Below are 18,609 nucleotides of genomic sequence, written 5' to 3'. Positions count from 1 at the left end.
CGCCTTAACGCTTGCAGGAGGAGAGTATAAGCACAATCGGTCATATTTGATGCCCGGGCACCTCTAAAAATTCAGATTTCGTCACAATACTTTGTTGCTCACAAAAAATGTTTCCTTACATATCAATTATATGCTGCGTCAACATTTTTTATTCGTGCCTAGTCTTGTTTAGAACTCTGAATTTTTAGAGGTGCCCGCCTGCTTAAGGTGGCGGATTCAAGTTCGAAGTGCAATATGTTGCCAAAAAATGCCCGGATCGGACCATAAACTGATCACGATCGGAAAAAATGTGCTCGAACCTTCGATAAAGTGATACTCTTTTAAACTTATATTAATCAGGCTGGTAGTTGCCGCATGCCGACTAACAAGTCAACAAAGAAGACCAAGCCCAAGTCAAAATCTCCGATGATCCTGGCCAGCTCCGTCGCTTCGGCAAAAAATGTCCCGAACGCGCCATTTCCGATTGTCGGCATGGGTGCATCCGCCGGCGGTCTGGAAGCCTTCGAACAGTTCTTCCGCAGTGTTCCGCCCGACAGCGGCATGGCCTTCGTGCTGGTGTCGCATCTCGACCCTAGTCACGTCAGCATTCTCACCGAAATCTTGCAGCGCACCACAGCCATGCCGGTGGTCGAGGTACAGGACCAGATGGCCGTGGCACCCAACGGCGTCTATGTCATCCCGCCCAACCGCGACATGTCCATCTTCCACGGCGTGCTGCAACTGAGCGTACCGGAGCAGCCGCGCGGACTACGCATGCCGATTGACGCTTTCCTGCGTTCCCTGGCCGATGACCAAGGAGAAAATGCAATTGGAATCATCCTGTCCGGCACCGGCACCGACGGCACGCTGGGTCTGCGCGCCATCCTCGGCGCCGGCGGGGTCTCGCTGGTGCAGGAACCGGCCACGGCAAAATACGACGGAATGCCGGTCAGTGCCATCCGGGCCGGCTACGCCACCCATGTCCTGCCGGTGGAAAAAATGGCGAAGGTATTATTGGCCGGCATGCACACCTTGGCCGTCCGCCAGGAAACGCCACCCGCCCCGGCTGCGGTGAGCGGCATGAATCGCATCCTGATGCTGTTACGTTCCGGCACCGGCCACGACTTCTCGGCCTATAAAAAGAGCACGATCGGCCGCCGCATCGAGCGGCGCATGTCGCAGCACAACATCGAGGACACGGAAACCTATGCCCGCTACCTCAAGGAGAATCCCGCCGAGGTGAAATTGCTGTTCAAGGAATTGCTAATCAATGTCACCAGCTTTTTCCGCGACGCCGAGGCCTTCGCCACACTCAAGCGCGACATCCTGCCGTTGTTGTTCGAGGGCAAACCCGAAGATTACGTATTCCGCGTCTGGGTGGCGGGCTGCGCCACGGGCGAGGAGACCTACTCCATCGCCATGCTGCTGCGCGAATTTATGGACGAGACCCGGCAGGAATTGAAAGTCCAGATCTACAGCACCGACCTCGACGATGACGCCATTGCCGTGGCACGCGCCGGCGTCTATCCGCCCAATATTGCCCAGGATATCGATCCGGAGCGGCTGCGCCGCTTCTTCGTCAAGGAAGAAGCGGGCTACCGCGTGAAGAAGGACGTCCGCGAGATGGTGGTGTTCGCCACCCAAAACGTCATCAAGGACCCGCCCTTCACCAGGCTCGACCTGCTCAGTTGCCGCAACGTCATGATCTACCTGGAACCGGAACTGCAAAACCGCCTCATCCCGGCTTTTCATTATGCCCTCAAGCCGGGTGGCGTGCTGTTCCTCTCGCCTTCGGAGAGTATCGGCAACCATACCGACCTATTTACGCCGCTCAGCCGCAAGTGGAAATTCTTCCGCGCCACCGGCACCGTCGCCTCCACCCGCGCAGTGCTATCCGGCGGATTGTTATGGACCAGGAACCCCAACGCAAAAGAGCCCGCTGAAGTGGCAAAAAAGACCAAGGAAACCGACTTCGCCGAGCTGACGAAGCGGGTGCTGCTCCAGTCCTTTGCGCCCGCTGCAGTGGTAACCGACCTGAAGGGCAACATTGTTTTCGTGCATGGCGACACCGGCAAATATCTGCGCCCGGCACCCGGCCAGGCAACGCTCAACGTGGTGGACATGGCGCGCGATGGCCTGCAATTGGAGTTGCGCGCCATCTTGAACAGTACCGGCAAAGGTGAGTCGACCGTGAGCCGGGAAGTGTCAGTCAAGAGCAACGGCGATTTCCACGCTGTGAGAATCAGCCTGCACCCGATGGTCGCCCAGGGTGCCAGCGGGAAATTGCTGCTTATAAGCTTCCAGGATATGGCGCATCCGGCACCCGGCAAACCGGGACGCCGCAAAGGTGCCGTCCCAGGGCACGGCGAACTGCGGCGCGTCGAAGAACTGGAGCACGAGTTGGCCTATGCCAAGGAGAACCTGCAGGCCACCATCGAGGAACAGCAGGCCTCCAACGAAGAATTGAAATCCACCAACGAAGAGTTGCAATCCACCAACGAGGAACTCCAATCCACCAATGAAGAATTGGAAACCTCCAAAGAGGAACTGCAATCCGTCAATGAAGAACTGATCACCGTCAATTCCGAATTGCAGGCGAAAATCGAGCAGCTGTTCGGGATGCAGAACGACATGAAGAACCTGATCGACAACATCAACGGCGGCACCATCTTTCTCGACGAGCACCTGAAAATCAAACGCTTCACTCGTGAGGCTATGCAGATCTATCGCCTGGTCGCATCGGACTTGGGCCGGCCATTGTGCGATATCAAGTCGAACATCCAGGACGAAAACCTGCTCGCTGAAGCTCAAGCCGTGCTGGATTCCCTGACGCCGCAGGAGCACGAGGTGCGTACCGTCGGCGGTGCGTGGTACCTGGCGCGCATTCAACCCTACCGGACACTGGAGAATGTAATCGATGGTGTGGTGCTGACCTTCATCGACATCAGCAAGCGTATCGCTGCCGAGGCGGCGGAAAAATTAGCGCTAAAACTGGCCGAGGGCATCGTTGATACGGTGCGCGAGCCGCTGATCGTACTGGATGAAAAACTGAAAATCATATCCGCCAGCCGCTCGTTCTACCGCGACTTCCAAACCACACCAGAAGACACCGTGGGTCGCCCGATCTACAGCCTGGGCAATAAACAATGGGACATCCCGAAATTGCGCGAACTACTGGAAAACATCCTGCCGCACAACCAGAGTTTCGAGGGCTACGAGGTGGAACACGATTTTCCCGTCATTGGTCATCACCGCATGCTGCTCAACGCCCGCCGCATCGTCGACAATGCCGGCGATACGAAGATGATCTTGCTGGCGATGGAAAAGGTTTTATAGGAGCGGCCAATGGAATTGGACAAGTGCTGGTTCACCTCGCAGAGGATCTTCTGCCCTGAGGGTATCCACATAAAATGGGCGTATACTAGGCGAATTCGCCCCTACGTAAAACCTGATTTAATCGGGCTATCAGGAAACCACATGAGCAAAAAACCAAACGAGCCAGACCAGTTACGCACGAAAGCTGAAATGCAATTTGGCCGCGCATCAGCGATGAATGGGTTGCCACGCCCTGCCGAGGAAATTCTGCACGAGCTCCAGCTATATAAGGTTGAACTGGAGATGCAGAACGAGGAGTTGCGGCAGTCGCAGGTTGCGCTGGAAGAGTCCAGAGACCTCTATGTAGATTTTTATGATTTCTCCCCCGTCGGCTATATCACCCTCAACCAAGATGCCATGATCGACGAAATCAATCTCACCGGTGCCAAGCTGCTGGGAATCGAGCGCAAGAAACTGCTGCACCGCCGTTTTGCCCCTTTCATTGCCCCCGAAGACCGCGACCGTTGGTATCGCTATTTTCTGTCTGTGCTAAAACACGACAATAGGCAGGTTTGTGAATTTTTACTCAAGCGCAACGACGGATCATACTTCTTCGCCCAGTTGCATTGCTTGCGTCTGGAAGATAATGGAGAGAAATCAGCGGTGCGCGCTGTATTGACTGACATCACCGAGCGTAAACAATCCGAGGTTGATCTTCGCATCGCCTCTGTTGCCTTCGAGTCGCAAGAAAGCTTGATGATCACCGATGCTGACGGTGTGATCATGCGGGTCAACAAGGCGTTTACCGATACCACCGGTTATACAGCCGAAGAAGCCGTGGGCCAGACACCGCGCCTGCTCCAGTCTGGCCGCCACGATGCGGACTTCTATCGTGAGATGTGGGAGGTCATCCGCCGCACTGGAACATGGCATGGAGAAGTCTGGGGTAGACGCAAAAATGGTGAGTCATATCTCAAATGGCTGACCATCTCCGCCGTAAAAGGGGTCGACGGAGCCATAACCCATTATGTCGGAACAGAAATCGACATTACGGAATTAAGTAATGCCAAAATTGCCGCTGAAAAAGCGAATCGTGTAAAATCAGAGTTTATTTCCAGCATGAGCCATGAACTGCGCACTCCGCTCAATGCCATCCTCGGTTTTGCCCAATTGTTGGAGTTGAGTTCCCCCGCGCCAACTCCCACTCAAATGATCAAGCTTAAAGAAATCATTCGTGGTGGATGGTATTTGCTGGACTTGATCAATGCAATCCTTGACCTTGCATCGATCGAATCCGGCAACATGTCGCTGTCGCCAGAGTGCGTGTCACTGCAAGAAATTCTGCTCGAATGCAAAACCATGATGGAACCGCAAGCGCAACAGCGTAACATCCAATTGAATTTTCCCCCGCTCGACCATTCACTGATTGTTTATGCCGATCGAACTCGGGTAAAACAAGTCTTGATTAATCTGCTGTCCAATGCGATTAAATATAACCGCGAGCATGGAACAGTTGAGGTGACATGCAGCGCAAATGCCCTGAAGCACGTTCGTATCAGCGTCAAGGATACCGGCGAGGGATTACCTCCAGAACAATTTGCTCAACTGTTCCAGCCATTTAATCGTCTCGGACAAGAATCCAGTGCAGTCGAAGGGACAGGCATCGGTCTGGTGGTGTCCAAGAAATTAATAGAACAGATGGGTGGCAATATCGGTGTGGAAAGCACAGTAGGTGCGGGAAGCGTGTTCTGGTTTGAATTGCCTGTGGCCGATGAGTTACAGCTTGCAGACGTTCGCGGCGAATCCGTAACGCTTGCAACAAACGTTTATGACCAATCTCAACAGCGCACCCTGATGTATATTGAAGACAACCCGGCCAACTTGTCGCTGGTTGAGCATATCATTAAGGGTCGCCCTGATATTCGCCTGTTGAGTGCGATGAACGGCAATGTCGGTATCGAGGTGGCAGGCGCCCATCTGCCGGACGTTATCCTGATGGACATTAATCTGCCGGGCATCAGTGGTGTCGACGTTCTGAGAATTTTGCGCAGTGATCCGTTAACGAAACACATTCCCATCATTGCCCTGAGTGCAAATGCCATGCCCCACGATATTGTGAATACCATGGAAGCAGGGTTCTTTCGTTACCTTACTAAACCCATCAAACTCAATTATTTTATGAATGCGATCGACGAGGCGTTTGAATTGGCAGAAGGGCGATCAAAAATAGAAGCAGCGTAGAAGTTTTGGGTTAACGTATCCCTTGATGGCTGGCTTTATAGCTGGTCATCTATATTCTTAATCAGAGTGGGGGGCGTACTCGTAGCTCTGGTTCTGGAATCGGCTGAAAGTGGAATTGATTCGCCTGCACTCTCACATCGTCCGAAAAATTGATCATGCAGCGGATGATATCTTTTAATGCATCAGCTTCAGCCACAGACAGCGGCTGACTGTAACCAGGTGGTGTGTTCACTAAAGCATCATTTATCATCGACTCGAAATCCTTGGCATGGGGAACGTTTGGATTAGAGGCTATCTTAATAGGGGGCAGCTGTTTCTCAAACATGCGAATCAGAACTCTAAGACGCACCCAGCGCTGCTCATCCCAGCCCTCGGTTGATGTGGCACTTGCCTTAGGAACAAATCGTTCAATGAGATATTTTGCCGCGTCCTGACCGCGCGCGGATACAGCATCAATCAGGTCATTTGGCATGTTTAGATTCATACCGCCTTCATTTTTATTCAAGCGTACTCGAACGACCCTGTCTCGAACACCGGGCATGCGTGATAGTGCCGTATCGTTCCAGTTTTGCATCGTGTTAACGATAGCAGCCAAAAAACCACCAAAACGACTACTGGAGTTCTGGTTTTCATCGAATCGCTCCCAACGCTCGCCGTAGCCTTCTTCGTAACTTTGCGGTAAATACACCATATTGGTTCGGGAACGCAATTTGGGCTCAAGTTGAATACCAAATGTAGGCCACAGGGGAATCAGTCCATCGAAAAGATGCATTGGGAAATTGGAGCTGATTCCTCCATCAGAGAATTGACAGCGCTGAAATCCACGCTTTCCGGATTTATAGTCTGTGTCATAGTCAATTGCCCACAATGGGATTGTTGAAAAAAGCAACGGAAAACTTAGGCTCATCCGAGCTGCCAATAGAATAGGAAAGTTTTCTGGTGGCGGGAGCTCAAACAATCCAGCCCCTGTCGCTAAGCTCGGGTCAAATTTTTCACGACCTGGGCGAGGAGCATAGGATTTGGCATGCGTCTTGATCCAGTCCATCACTGAATCCGGTAAATACTTTGCCAACTCTTTTTCTCTGAAATAAAGCTGGGACGTAGGATCATCAAAAGGCAGAACATAGGGGCGTCCATGCGAAAGGTTGGTGGTGTACATGACCAAGTTTATGGATCGAACCATGGATTGTTTCGGCAACACAAGCCATGCTGGGGGAAAGCCTGGAGCTTTCCATAAATCTCCAAATGTTAATGGAGCGTCATCCAGATTTCGTCCGGCAGCTTCCTGAATTTTTCTATGCAGCCACGGCGTAAGTGCTTCTTGCTTGTTCATGGTCATTCCGCTACACAGGCCATAGTTGTTGGCCACCATCTTTTGCGTAATATCGCGATATAAGAAATAAGCGATGAATACAATTATCGTGACAAACAAAGAGAGTCCTGTTGCAACCAAACTGAAAGTAATTTTCCAAATCGCCGCAGAAACAACAAGGCCAATTATTGTTGCCACCCAATAGTTGCGCAAAAACCCAAGGAAAATTGATCCAATTCTGCCGTATGTAGAGCTGTTGTTAAGTGCACTGATCAGGACATTGAATAATCTTTTAGTTGATGGATGTGGCTGGAATAAACTTAGTAGTAAACTTTGATTTTTTTCAGACGTTGTGGCACCAAGTTCTTCCGGTAGCTTTGCCAACTGGATAAAGCCGGACATACTGCCACTACTACGGCGCTGATACTCGGCCGCAGCGGTTAATGACGCTGCGATAGCACCCGCAGACGTTCCTCCTATGTTTTTAAACATGTATTCATGAGCCAATTCATCAATGGCTTTGGGGTACACGACACCACTCGTGATGCCCCCCTTCATAACAAGATCACAGAACTTATCTGACAATGGAGATTCTTGATCCGACATTTATCCTCCCGCGCCGCTACACCAACTGTTTGCCGCTACGGTTCCATTGAACCGTCATCCATTCACTCTGAAATTGAATTGTCGCGTTCTTCCGTGCGCTTCGGCTCGTGAGTTTTGACATCCCCACGCGTTTTGCGCGCGTAGTCCTCAAGTTGGCGTTTAGCGGCATCAAAGGCATCGCGCAAGGCGACATAAACATCTTCGTGATGATCACGGTTAACCACAATCTCATTACCGGGCACACCAATGTCGATGCGCACATTAAATTGCTTGCCCTGATGATGATGCTTGTGCGGCGCCTCGACCACGACACGACAGGACATGATATGTTTGAAGAATTCTTCAAGTTTTAGCGCCTTGTCACGAATACCGGCAGTACTATACGAATCGAGCCCTTACACAATGTAAAGGCTCGAGTATGATTTCTCTCTTTAAAAAGAAGGCTGGCCAAGTTATTTAATTTCGAGCTGCTTGGAAGTTTTTCCGCTTTTCTTCGGCAGTGTCAGTTCCAGCACGCCGTTTTCAAATTTGGCCTGGGCTTTGCTCTCGTCCACATCGCTGCCCAGAGTAAAGCTCCGATAGCTTGATCCTTGATAGCGCTCGCGGCAAATGACCCTTTCGCCTTCCTTTTCCTCTTTTTCCTGCTTGGTCTCGGCACTGATGGAAACACGATTGCCATCCACTTGCACCTTGACGTCCTCTTTCTTCATTCCGGGGATTTCCGCGCGCACAGTATAGGTCGTGTCATTTTCGGTTAAATCAATCTTGATCAGGGAAGGGGTCTCCGTTTCCATGGAGAACGGACGCATCCCGAACCCTTTGAACCATTCATCAACATTTGTGAATGGATCGGAACGAGCAATATTGCTTAGCAGGGAGGAACGCGGAATGATATTAAACATGATAATTCTCCATTAAAGTGAGTTAATTATTTTCAACTACTGTAGTTACATTTCATCACTGACGGACTTGCTAGCTTTGTCAGAAAAAGCAATTCGGACAAGCCTAATCGCCAAAAATTAAATATTTAGATGATGTGACTCATATTAATGAAATTCTAAAATCGGTCAGTGCGGTACCGAACATAATTGATGTATTCGTTTAATACAGCGGGCGTATAAATAATTTAGGCGCCAGAAGCCCGTTCAGACTTGCACATTCATTCAGTTACTTTATTTCGGGACAATGCACAGGGAGATTCAGTTCGCTGACATTTTGTTGGTTCAAGTCTACAATTGGCGCTCTACATCCATAAAAGAGTTTCCTTATAGCCATGATCAAGAACCCTCGTACCAAACGAATCTTATCTATCTCGCTGCTTAGCTTGGGTGGAATTCTGATGTTCTTGGCGCCAGAAGATATCTGGATTGGCGCAATAATTTTCGCCCTGGGTCTTGGCGTAGAAATTGCAGGCTTAGTGCTCGGACATCGCAAGTAATGAGAAATCTCACTGCAGTACAAATGCTATCAGCGTAGTGATCGTTGGATTAAGGATTACTCGATGCCGCGAAAAGTCTGGGCTTAATTGACGATGACTCCGACCCACCTGATCCTGGCATTCCAAAAATGACATGAGTGTACTGGGTGCTGTGCAGCAACCCACGCAATATCAGCGGCTTGCCCATAGTGAAAATGCCACATAATATTTAAACGCAATTTCAAACGGCGGTAACATGCGTCCGATTTTTCATCCCGACTTGGTAAATGGTTCTGTTGGAGACCCCGTGCTGTTTGTCGATTGCATGTTCGAACAACGCGCTTTGTTGTTTGATCTGGGCGACATTCGGGCGTTGGCCCCACGTAAATTGTTGCGCGTCAGCCATATATTTGTCAGCCATGCACATATGGATCACTTTATCGGATTCGATTGGCTGCTACGAATTCTGCTGGGGCGTGAAAAGGATTTGCAGTTGTTTGGTCCGCCCGGCTTTCTGGTACAGGTAGAGCACAAACTGCGCGCTTACACCTGGAATCTTGTGCATAACTACACGTCCAATCTTACTTTACACGTCACTGAATTGAATGGAAATGAAGCTGGGCTGCGCGCCAGCTTCCACTGCCGCAATGCGTTTCGTCGCGAAAATGAAACAAGCTTGCTTTGTCCGGGGAATGTGTTGCTGAACGAACCAGCCATGCAGGTGCGCTGCGCCTTGCTTGATCATGGCGGCATCCCTTGTTTGGCTTATGCATTGGAAGAACAGGCTCACATCAATGTATGGAAGAACCGTCTGCAGGAACTCGGCTTGCCACTGGGGCCATGGCTGCGTGACCTGAAGCAGGCAGTGTTGCGCAACGACCCGGAACAGCGGCAGATACGCGTGGCATGGCGTGAGGATGGTATGGAGCAAGAGCGGATGTTGCCGCTAGCCGAATTGAAGTCAGCTCTACGTATTGTGCCGGGCCAGAAAATTGTTTACGTCACCGATGTCGCATGGCTTGAAGATAACATAAGGGATATTACTGAATTGGCGCGCAACGCAAACATGCTGTTTATCGAGGCGGTTTTCATGGAGCGTGATGCCGAACATGGACGACGCAAATTCCACCTGACTGCGCGTCAGGCAGGTGAACTTGCCCATGCTGCGGGAGTCGGTTGCGTCATTCCGTTGCATTTTTCGTCGCGCTACAGGGACAATGATCGCCCATTGTTGCGCGCGGAAGTGGCGGCGGCATTTGGTGGTACGGTGCTTTAAGGCAACGTTGAACAAGCGCGAATTTTTAAAATCTCACTGACGATAACAGCGTCATTCGATTGCAGATTCCTATAAATGCTTGATAGGTGCTTTTTTTCAGGTGAGTCAGCTAGATGCAACGGTATTGAATGACGTGGATGCGCAACATGCGCTGGAGTTAGGTCCGCATAGCTTTAAATTTTGACATTCGACCCTGATACTGTTGTTTCATGACTACGTTCAGTAGCAAGTAACATGTACATGCCAGGCACGACAAACAGGGTAAACAATGTGCCTATCGATAAGCCGCTTGCAATCACAATACCCATGTTAATACGGCTCACTGCACCGGCACCGCTGGCGGTGATAAGCGGCAAAACGCCCAGTACCATGGCGGCAGTGGTCATCAGTATCGGTCGCAGGCGTAAACCAGCTGCTTTTTCTATGGCATCTCGCTTGTTTAACCCTGATAGCTGCAAATTATTGGCGAATTCCACAATTAAAATACCATGCTTCGAGATAAGGGCAATGAGTGTTATCAAGCCAACTTCAGTGTAAATATTGAGAATGGTGTGTCCAATTCCGAGATTGATAAAAATCAATGCTCCTAGAATGGACATGGGCACAGAAACTAAAATAATAATGGGGTCGCGGAAGCTCTCAAACTGGGCTGCGAGAGCCAGGAAAATAATAACAATCGCAAAGAAAAAGGTTAGCATGAGTCCGCCGGATTCCTGTACAAACTGTCTGGAAGATCCTGCATAGTCATAGCTGTATCCTGCAGGCAGGTTTTTTTCGGCTAAAGTTTTGAGCTGTTTCAGCACCTGGCCTTGCGAGGAAGTGGGGAAAGCCACCCCCTGTATAGTCGCCATGTTTTGTTGCTGGAAATGATTGATGGTTTCTGGTTCAGTACTGGTTTCCATATGCGCTACGGTGGATAGCGGCACCATCTCTCCACTTGCAGCACGTAGATAATAATGCGAGAGTTGATCAACATTCAGGCGAAAGCGCTGGGCTACCTGAGGAATAACTTTATAAGACCGACCTTCCAATTCAAAATAGTTTACATAGCCTCCGCCCAGCATGGCCGAGAGTCCAGCGCCAATTTCTTGCATATTTAAACCTAGCTGCGATGCCATATTGCGGTCAATCACCACTTTGGTTTGCGGCAAATCAATACGCAAATCTGTCTGTACAAAAATAAATTCACCTGTTTTCTCAGCCTCCTGCAAGAACTTCAGCGCTACCTCGTACAGCCTGGGGAAGGATTCTGTGGTAGTAATTACAAACTGGATTGGCATGCCACGTGCGCCAGGTAGCGGGGGCGGCTGAAAAAGAGCATTTTGCGTGCCGGAAATTTTCCCTAATTCTACTTGCACTTCAGGTAGCAGTTGCATGGAGGTTTTAACACGCTCATCCCAGGGCTTGAGCACCAAGCCGGTGATAACTTGTGACGGCATATTTAGCTGGAATGTGTGATCTGTTTCGGGGTGTGACTTAAACGTATTCTGAACTTGTTCACCAAATAGCTCCCGTTGCTGTAGCGTCGCATCCGGTGCGTTAAAAGAAGCAGCAATCAGCACGCCCTGGTCTTCCTGTGGAGCAAGCTCGGACATTGAGGTGATATAAAGAAAATAGATGCCTCCGATCACCACGAACGCAAATATGGCGATTACCGGGACGAAATTAAGCGTGCCGTGCAGGGTTCTTTCATAACGACCATGTAAGCGAACAAATTGCCGATCCAGCCATAATTGCATGCGATCCTGCCAGCTTCCGCCCTCCCGGTTAGGTGTGCGTAGAAGATGCGAACACATCATAGGTGAGAGTGTCAGTGCGATTACCGCTGAGATAGTCACGGCGCCCACCAGGGTAAAAGCAAACTCGGTAAACAGCGCACCGGTTAGGCCGCTCATAAAACCTATCGGAACATATACCGCAACCAGCACGATAGTCATGGCAATAATGGGATTGGCTAGCTCACGCGCCGCTTGTATAGATGATTCGAAGGGTGACAGGCCATTTTCCAGATGACGGTTTACATTTTCTACGACGATAATGGCATCGTCCACCACTAGCCCGATAGCGAGAACCAAGGCCAGGAGAGTGAGCAGATTAATGGAGTAGCCCAGGGCCAGCATCACAGTGAAAGTTCCTACCAGTGAAAGTGGAATCGCAATTACCGGGATCAGCACCGAGCGTAGTGAACCCAAAAACACAAACACCACGACCGTGACGATCAGGACGGCTTCCACCAGGGTTTTAATTACCTCGTTGATAGATGAATTGACAAATTTAGTCGAGTCATAAACGATATTGCTGTTCAACCCCTGCGGTAGCTGTGCCTGGATTCCAGGCATGGCTTCGCGTACCCTGGCGATCACTTCCAGAAGATTGGCGCCCGGTGCAATCTGAATGCCCACGTACACAGCTTTTTTACCGTCGAAAGACACACTGTTTTCATAGTCATCGGCGCCCAGAGTAACATTCGCTACATCTTCCAGGCGCACTACCGAATTGCCTTGCTGCTTGACAACCATCTGTTTGAATTCATCTACTGAATGCAGTGAGGTAGATAAATTCAGGTTAATCTGCACCATTTGTCCCTTGGACTGGCCGCTGGATGAGAGAAAGTTATTTGCAGCCAAAAGACTATGCACATCGGCAGCGGTAAGACCAACAGCGGCGAGTTTGTGAGGGTCAAGCCATGCCCGCAGGGCAAAGTTTTTTGCACCCAGTAACTCGGCGACCTGCACGCCTTCGATTGCTTGAAGCTTGGGTTGTACCGAGCGCACGAGATAGTCAGTAACCTGGTTGGGTTTGAGAACATCACTGTAGAAGCCGATATACATCGCATCGATGGTCTGTCCAATGCTGACGGAAAGTGTGGGGTGTTGCGCCTGGGGCGGCAATTGATTAAGGACTGCATTAACCTTGGTGTTGATTTCGGTCATTGCCTTGGCCGGATCATGATTTAGCCGAAGATTGGCCGTAATGACGCTTACTCCCTGGCTGCTGCTGGAAGTCATGTAATCAATACCGTCAGCCTGGGCTACGGAATTTTCCAGTGGAGTAGTAATGAAACTTGCCACCAGATTGGCATCGGCTCCTGGATAAGAAGTGTTGACCGTAACCACGGCATTTTGAGTATAGGGGAATTGCAATATCGGCAATGAACCAAGCGAGCGCAGTCCCAGAACCAGTATTACCAGACTGATTACGGTTGCCAGAACTGGGCGTTCGACGAAAATGTCCGTAAACTTTCTCATCGCAGCTCTAGCAGCGTTGTTCATTCGTCTTTAACCTCAGGATTGGGATGATTAGACGGCTGTACGCTATTATTTACAAATACCGGAGTGCCATTGCGTAGCTTCAGTTGACCGGAAGTAACCACAGTCTCATTCACTTTCAAGCCTGAAAGCACGGCTACCTGATCGCCACGTGTGGCGCCGGTAGTGACAAAACGCTGTTCTACCACCAGCTGCGGCTTGCCATCGGCCCCTTTCCCTTTATTGTTCACTATAAAGATCGTACTTCCATAAGGATTATAGGCAATGACTGAATTCGGAAGAGTAATGTACTGTTTTTGATCCCCCCTGTTCACCCGCACGGTGGCGAATAATCCAGGAAGCAACTCATTGTTGGGATTGGCAATACTGGCTCGCACTTTAAGATTACGCGTGCTGATCTCAACCTGTGGTTCAATCGCCGAAATGGTGCCAGTGAAAACCTTGTTCGGAAATGCACTGGTTTGAATCGTGACTTTCTCGCCGACGCGAGCCATGTCCATCTGAGCCTGGGGTACGGAAAAGTCCAGATACATGGGGTCAAGTTTTTGCAGATTTACCAGGGCAGTACCTGGCGCCAGATATTGGCCAAGATCAACTTGGCGTATACCCAGCCGGCCAGAAAATGGGGCGCGAATACTTCTCTGGGCAATGACAGCTTCCTGCATGGTTACCTGGGCCAGGGCACTTTTTAAATTGGCGGCAGAAATTTCTACAGCAGCCTTGCTGACCGCCTCTACCTTATACTGTGCAACATCACGATCATAACTTTGTTTGGCAAGTCTTGCGGTGGCCTTGAGCTGTTCTAGCTGGGCTTTGAACGGAGCCGCATTCAGTTCCAATAGCAGCTGCCCGGCTTCCACCGTGGCTCCGGAGTCAAAATGTATTGCGGTAACCAGACCACTGACCTCGGCTGCCAGACTGGTTCCATTCGAAGCGCGCAGGTTCCCTACCGCTTCGAATGTAGGTTGCCAGGAGGATAATTGTGCCACGGTGGTAGAAACACTTTGCGGTGGGTTAGCACGTCCCTTGATGGACTGCTGGATCATTTTGTTGCGAAATTGCTGAAATGCATAAATTCCGCCAAACACCATTGCGGCTAGCAGCAGCATGATGATCATGCGTTTGGTCGTTCCCTTAGTCATGCATTTACTCCATGCTCAATTGTGGTTTAAAAGTTGCGCCACAAAATATTGATGCTCCGTATCCTGCGCGGCTGATTGAGTAGTCTGGGCCAGCGGTCCCGCCTCTTTATTCGAAGCGGCAACCCAGCCACCACCCATAGCCTGATAAAGCGCTGCCGTATCCGTCAAACGCTGAACCTGTGCGGCAATCAAGCTAATCTCGGCATTGCGTGCCTGTGTTTGCGCGATCAGCAGCGGCAAATAACCCACTCCGCCCAATGAAAATTGCTGCTGGGTCATATTCAGTGACGCTTGTGCCGCGGCATTAGCAGCAGCTCGCGCTTGCAATATTTGTGCGTCATTGTCCAGAGTATGCAGCACGTCCGCAACATCTCGAAAAGCTTGCAGCAAGGTTTGGCGGTAATTTGCTGCGGCTACATTGAAACCGGATTTAGCCGCTTTAACACCGTCTTTAAGACCAAGATTGATCAGCGGCTGCACTGCCTGAGCCACAATATTCCAGATCAGTGATTCAGCCGCAAACAAGCCGGATGTAGACACTGCTAGTGAACTCAAAGCACCAGACAGATCAATTTTTGGATAAAGCGTGGACACCGCCACCCCATATTGCGCATTGGCTACATGCAGCAAAGCTTCCGATGCCTGAATGTCTGGTCGCTGGCGCACCAGGTTTGAAGGGATCACAACAGGAAGCTCGGTTGGGAGAGTAAAATCCGACAATGCAAATTTTGGTATTTGCGCCGTTCCAGGGGGCTGACCCACTAACACGGCAAGCAAATTACTGGCTTTCTCGAGGTTGGTTCGCAAAAACGGAATACTGGCGCGGGTTTGCTCTAATTGGGCTAACAAGGCATATTCGTCACCACGCGGCACGGCCCCCAGTTTGAAGCGCTGCCTGGTAATATCAAGCTGCTTTTGCTGGTCTGCCAAAATGGCTACGGTTGCCTTTACCTGTTCGGCAAACTGCGCCTGGGACATGGCAGCCGTAACGATATTGGCAGCCAGGGCAAGTCGCGCACCTTCAAACTGGTAACGCTGATAATCTGCCTGTGCAGCTAAAGATTCAAGGGCACGGCGGTTACCCCCGAAAAGATCAAGGTTATAGCTGACCGTTACTCCGGCATTATACAAATCGAATATTTTGGCCTTGCCCGGCTGACCAAAGATTGCAGGATTAAACTCCTGACGCTGTGCATTCAGCTTGGCGTTCACTTGAGGGAATAGCGTGGAACCCTTTTGCGCAGCATAGGTTTGTTGTGCTTGCAGCAGGGTTGCTTGCGCAGCTTCTAAAGTCGGGCTGGCGAGCAAGGCCTGTTTGATCAGGGCATCCAGTTTGGCCGAGCCAAAATTCTTCCACCATTCCACCTGAACATTCTTTTCGACTACAAAACGCTGTGCCTCTCCTAATTTAACTTGGGCAGATTCCGTTTGCTTCGGTAATTTTTGCGCAGTGTAGCCTGTCACATTGGGAGGATCAGGTTGCTTAAAATCAGGCCCTACATTAGTACAACCAAACAGCGATAGGGTGCCTCCCAATAGCAACCCTGCGGTTAGCCGTGAAAAAAACTGTATAAAGACTGGACAGCACTTTATATATAATTTTTTATTTTTGATTTGCAAAATTTGGATTGTTATTGTTAACGCTATTTAATAATAGCAGATTTTGGAAATCATCAAGATTGACAGCCTCTTCCAGTAATGGGAGGTTTACCGCATTGGATGTAATCCAAAAGCCGGCGCGAGAGTGGAAGTACCCGCGACTACATTTCTAGACAGGGAAAGAGTTCAGGAAGCTTGTAAGCGAAGCTGCCTAACTTGTACCATCAAACCAAGGCAATAATTGCTCCAGCTTCTATTTGTTTAGCGCTAAATATTTTTCAGCTGTCAGCGTGATAATTAACCATAGAACATTTCTACTACATTGTTTAACATTAGCATTGGGTTTTAAATCTGGTTAAAATGGGTGCAAAAAGTGGTAAATACTAGGCACTGTTTTACAGCTTGTAACATTAATTAAAATCCACTCAGGAAGAACAAAATGGCTTACCTACCTAACAAAGTTTATCGGCATCTTCCGGACCTTTACGTGGTTGCAGGGGTTTATGTATTACTTAAAATTGATCATCCAATTGGATTTTTTAGTGGCATATTATTGGTTGCCGCAGGGCTTTTCGTTTTCCACTTCCGTTTGAGTCAAAGTAATTCAATTTCTAATTCAATAAAGCACTAACAATCCATTCCCAAGCCACAATGGACTTGACCATTGGCGCATTGTTCTCGAAGGTGTGCAGGGCCACTTCGAGCTGATCCTCCAGTGCATCAAGACTATCGAAGACGCGGTTATGGAAGTGCTTCTCACGCAATTCGTCCCACGCATGTTCGACTGGATTGAGCTCATGAGCATAGGGTGGCAAAGGTAACAGTTTCATGTTCTGTGGCGGTTTGAGTAACCGGCTGGAATGCCAGCCGGCGCCATCGAGCACCATTATGATTTTGTCGCTGGAGTGGCGCGCACCGGCCTCATCGAGAAACAACTGCATGCAGTCGGTATTGACGTGCAGCAAGATCAAAGAATCGAGCTCTCCACTTTTGGCCCCCACCGCCGCGTACGCGTAGGTGTACTCGTGGGGTCATAGCTTGACATTGCGGTCGCACGGGCTTGGGAACCCAACACCGACGCACGTCTTTGATGCGCCCAAAACGCGCCTCGTCCTGAAACATCAGTCGGATCGGTTCGTTTTTGGCCCAGTCCTGGCGGATTTCGGCGAGCGTTTCGGGGAGTTTTTTGCAGTCTTCCTGTGCCACAGGATTGCTTTGCGGATGCCTTTGTCCGGTGCGAGTTTGCGCCAGTTGTGCCGATGCAGCAATTTGTACACCGATGACAGCGCCATCTCCCGTCCCAGCGCCATTTCGAGTTGGGGCTTGATCTGGTTGACCACCAAAATGCCGCCGATACTGGCAGACTCCAGGAACGGTTTGAGTAGTTCGGCTTCGCGCTCAGGGGTGAAGCGCTCTCTGTGCCGAAACATCCCCCGCCTGATTTGTTGCATGGCCATGAGCAGCGCGTTTATGGTGATAGCGCCTATTCCAGTCAGATGGATTTGATCCACAGCAAAGCGCCCAAGGCCCGCGACTTCACCAACTGTCGCACCCGTAAGGCTGGCGGCGAGGTCGATGAGGTCAAGCGCCGCAAGAACCGCAACAAGTCAAAAATAAGAGCCCGCGTCGAACATGTCTTTGCCGTGATCAAACGACTGTGGGGTTTTTCCAAAGTGCGCTACCGTGGTTTAGTCAAGAATGCCGGTCGCGCATTTACCGCGCTGGCATTGGTGTCTCGAAATCGATTGATGGCAAAGGTGCGCCCTTAGCGGGCGAATGGCGGGCGAAAAGCCCAAGGAGCAGCCCGAAAAGACAAAACAAAGCGGGTCGAACTTGCCTTATTGCATAATCAAGCATATTTCGTAATTGAAATCTTGGAAATGCGAGGCTTGTTCAGCGTAACCTTATTATAAAAAAATAGATGGCGCGATTTAATGGTGTAGCCACGCATTATCTCGAAAGCTATCTTGACTAGCACAGAATGATTTACCGCCTCGGACAAAGTGTCACGCCAACTAAGGGTTTGCTCTCATCTATCGGAAGGGCAAGGCAGTTTCAACAGGCAATTGCGACATAGCCAAAATTTATCGTAACGAAATGTGACGCGTTCCATTTGTCAGAAATATTGGAGGCGGATTCAAGAGGCGCCCATAAGAAGCTTACGAGAATTAATTTTGTTCTATCAAAAATGTATACAAACGATCGCATGCTGCCGCATTTGCGTTTAATGTAGCTTCAATGAATAACATTGAATAATGTTTGACGAGCCCTACCTATTTTGCTATAGTTCCACTTCTTAGCTGACGCGGGGTGGAGCAGTCTGGCAGCTCGTCGGGCTCATAACCCGAAGGTCGTAGGTTCAAATCCTGCCCCCGCAACCCTAGTGCAAATGTATTTAGGCAGCCCGTTCTTTAAAAGTTTACAGACAACCGACGAGTGTGGGTACATGCGCT

General features: G+C 50.0%; 12 protein-coding genes, 1 tRNA gene and 1 pseudogene. 6 read left to right on the top strand and 8 right to left on the bottom strand.

Going from position 1 to position 18,609, the window contains the following annotated elements; genetic code table 11:
- Window positions 1-354: 354 nt before the first annotated feature.
- Both MJ768_RS02570 and MJ768_RS02565 read left to right on the top strand, forming a co-directional pair.
- Window positions 355-3,315: a chemotaxis protein CheB gene (locus MJ768_RS02570; protein WP_239287776.1), complete on the top strand. Its 2,961-nt coding sequence runs from the start codon at window positions 355-357 to the stop codon at window positions 3,313-3,315.
- A 141-nt stretch (window positions 3,316-3,456) separates the two neighbouring features.
- Window positions 3,457-5,535 (top strand): hybrid sensor histidine kinase/response regulator, encoded by a 2,079-nt coding sequence (locus MJ768_RS02565; protein WP_239287775.1) that lies wholly within the window; start codon window positions 3,457-3,459, stop codon window positions 5,533-5,535.
- Window positions 5,536-5,596: 61 nt separating this feature from the next.
- Here the strand turns inward: MJ768_RS02565 and MJ768_RS02560 are convergent, their stop codons facing one another.
- From MJ768_RS02560 to MJ768_RS02550, 3 genes are all read right to left on the bottom strand, one after another.
- Window positions 5,597-7,453, bottom strand: coding sequence for a patatin-like phospholipase family protein (locus tag MJ768_RS02560; protein ID WP_239287774.1), 1,857 nt, complete (start codon window positions 7,451-7,453; stop codon window positions 5,597-5,599).
- A gap of 62 nt (window positions 7,454-7,515) precedes the next feature.
- Window positions 7,516-7,821, bottom strand: a complete 306-nt coding sequence (locus tag MJ768_RS02555) for an HPF/RaiA family ribosome-associated protein (protein ID WP_256449819.1) — start codon at window positions 7,819-7,821, stop codon at window positions 7,516-7,518.
- 84 nt (window positions 7,822-7,905) lie between these two features.
- A complete protein-coding gene (locus tag MJ768_RS02550; RefSeq protein ID WP_239287772.1) occupies window positions 7,906-8,355 on the bottom strand; it encodes an Hsp20/alpha crystallin family protein in 450 nt (149 codons plus the stop codon).
- A gap of 371 nt (window positions 8,356-8,726) precedes the next feature.
- On the opposite strand from MJ768_RS02550, the gene MJ768_RS02545 reads away from it, so the two are divergent.
- Window positions 8,727-8,891 (top strand): hypothetical protein, encoded by a 165-nt coding sequence (locus MJ768_RS02545; RefSeq protein ID WP_239287771.1) that lies wholly within the window; start codon window positions 8,727-8,729, stop codon window positions 8,889-8,891.
- Window positions 8,892-9,126: 235 nt separating this feature from the next.
- Window positions 9,127-10,146, top strand: a complete 1,020-nt coding sequence (locus MJ768_RS02540) for a ribonuclease Z (RefSeq protein ID WP_239287770.1) — start codon at window positions 9,127-9,129, stop codon at window positions 10,144-10,146.
- A gap of 173 nt (window positions 10,147-10,319) precedes the next feature.
- On the opposite strand, the gene MJ768_RS02535 is transcribed toward MJ768_RS02540, so the two are convergent.
- The 5 genes from MJ768_RS02535 to MJ768_RS02515 all read right to left on the bottom strand — a co-directional run bounded on the left by MJ768_RS02535 (window position 10,320) and on the right by MJ768_RS02515 (window position 17,586).
- Window positions 10,320-13,394 carry an efflux RND transporter permease subunit gene (locus tag MJ768_RS02535; protein WP_239287769.1) on the bottom strand — a complete coding sequence of 1,025 codons (3,075 nt, stop codon included), beginning with the start codon at window positions 13,392-13,394 and terminating at the stop codon, window positions 10,320-10,322.
- A 20-nt stretch (window positions 13,395-13,414) separates the two neighbouring features.
- Window positions 13,415-14,557, bottom strand: a complete 1,143-nt coding sequence (locus MJ768_RS02530) for an efflux RND transporter periplasmic adaptor subunit (RefSeq protein WP_239287767.1) — start codon at window positions 14,555-14,557, stop codon at window positions 13,415-13,417.
- Window positions 14,558-14,572: 15 nt separating this feature from the next.
- Window positions 14,573-16,093 (bottom strand): efflux transporter outer membrane subunit, encoded by a 1,521-nt coding sequence (locus MJ768_RS02525; protein ID WP_256449817.1) that lies wholly within the window; start codon window positions 16,091-16,093, stop codon window positions 14,573-14,575.
- Window positions 16,094-16,767: 674 nt separating this feature from the next.
- Window positions 16,768-17,127 carry a transposase gene (locus tag MJ768_RS02520; RefSeq protein ID WP_239287763.1) on the bottom strand — a complete coding sequence of 120 codons (360 nt, stop codon included), beginning with the start codon at window positions 17,125-17,127 and terminating at the stop codon, window positions 16,768-16,770.
- A gap of 150 nt (window positions 17,128-17,277) precedes the next feature.
- Complete coding sequence (locus tag MJ768_RS02515; protein ID WP_239287761.1) at window positions 17,278-17,586, bottom strand: hypothetical protein; 309 nt, start codon at window positions 17,584-17,586, stop codon at window positions 17,278-17,280.
- Here MJ768_RS02515 and MJ768_RS02510 point away from each other — a divergent pair.
- Window positions 17,581-17,925, top strand: a pseudogene (locus MJ768_RS02510) (transposase); the annotation flags it as partial. The gene MJ768_RS02515 and the pseudogene MJ768_RS02510 sit on opposite strands and share 6 nt — an antisense overlap.
- Before the next feature lie 535 nt (window positions 17,926-18,460).
- Window positions 18,461-18,534, top strand: a tRNA-Met gene (locus tag MJ768_RS02500).
- Window positions 18,535-18,609: the final 75 nt, after the last annotated feature.

The organism is Candidatus Nitrotoga sp. 1052 (genome assembly GCF_927312905.1).
Classification (GTDB): Bacteria; Pseudomonadota; Gammaproteobacteria; order Burkholderiales; family Gallionellaceae; genus Nitrotoga.
This window is presented reverse-complemented; position numbering and strand designations above follow the sequence as displayed.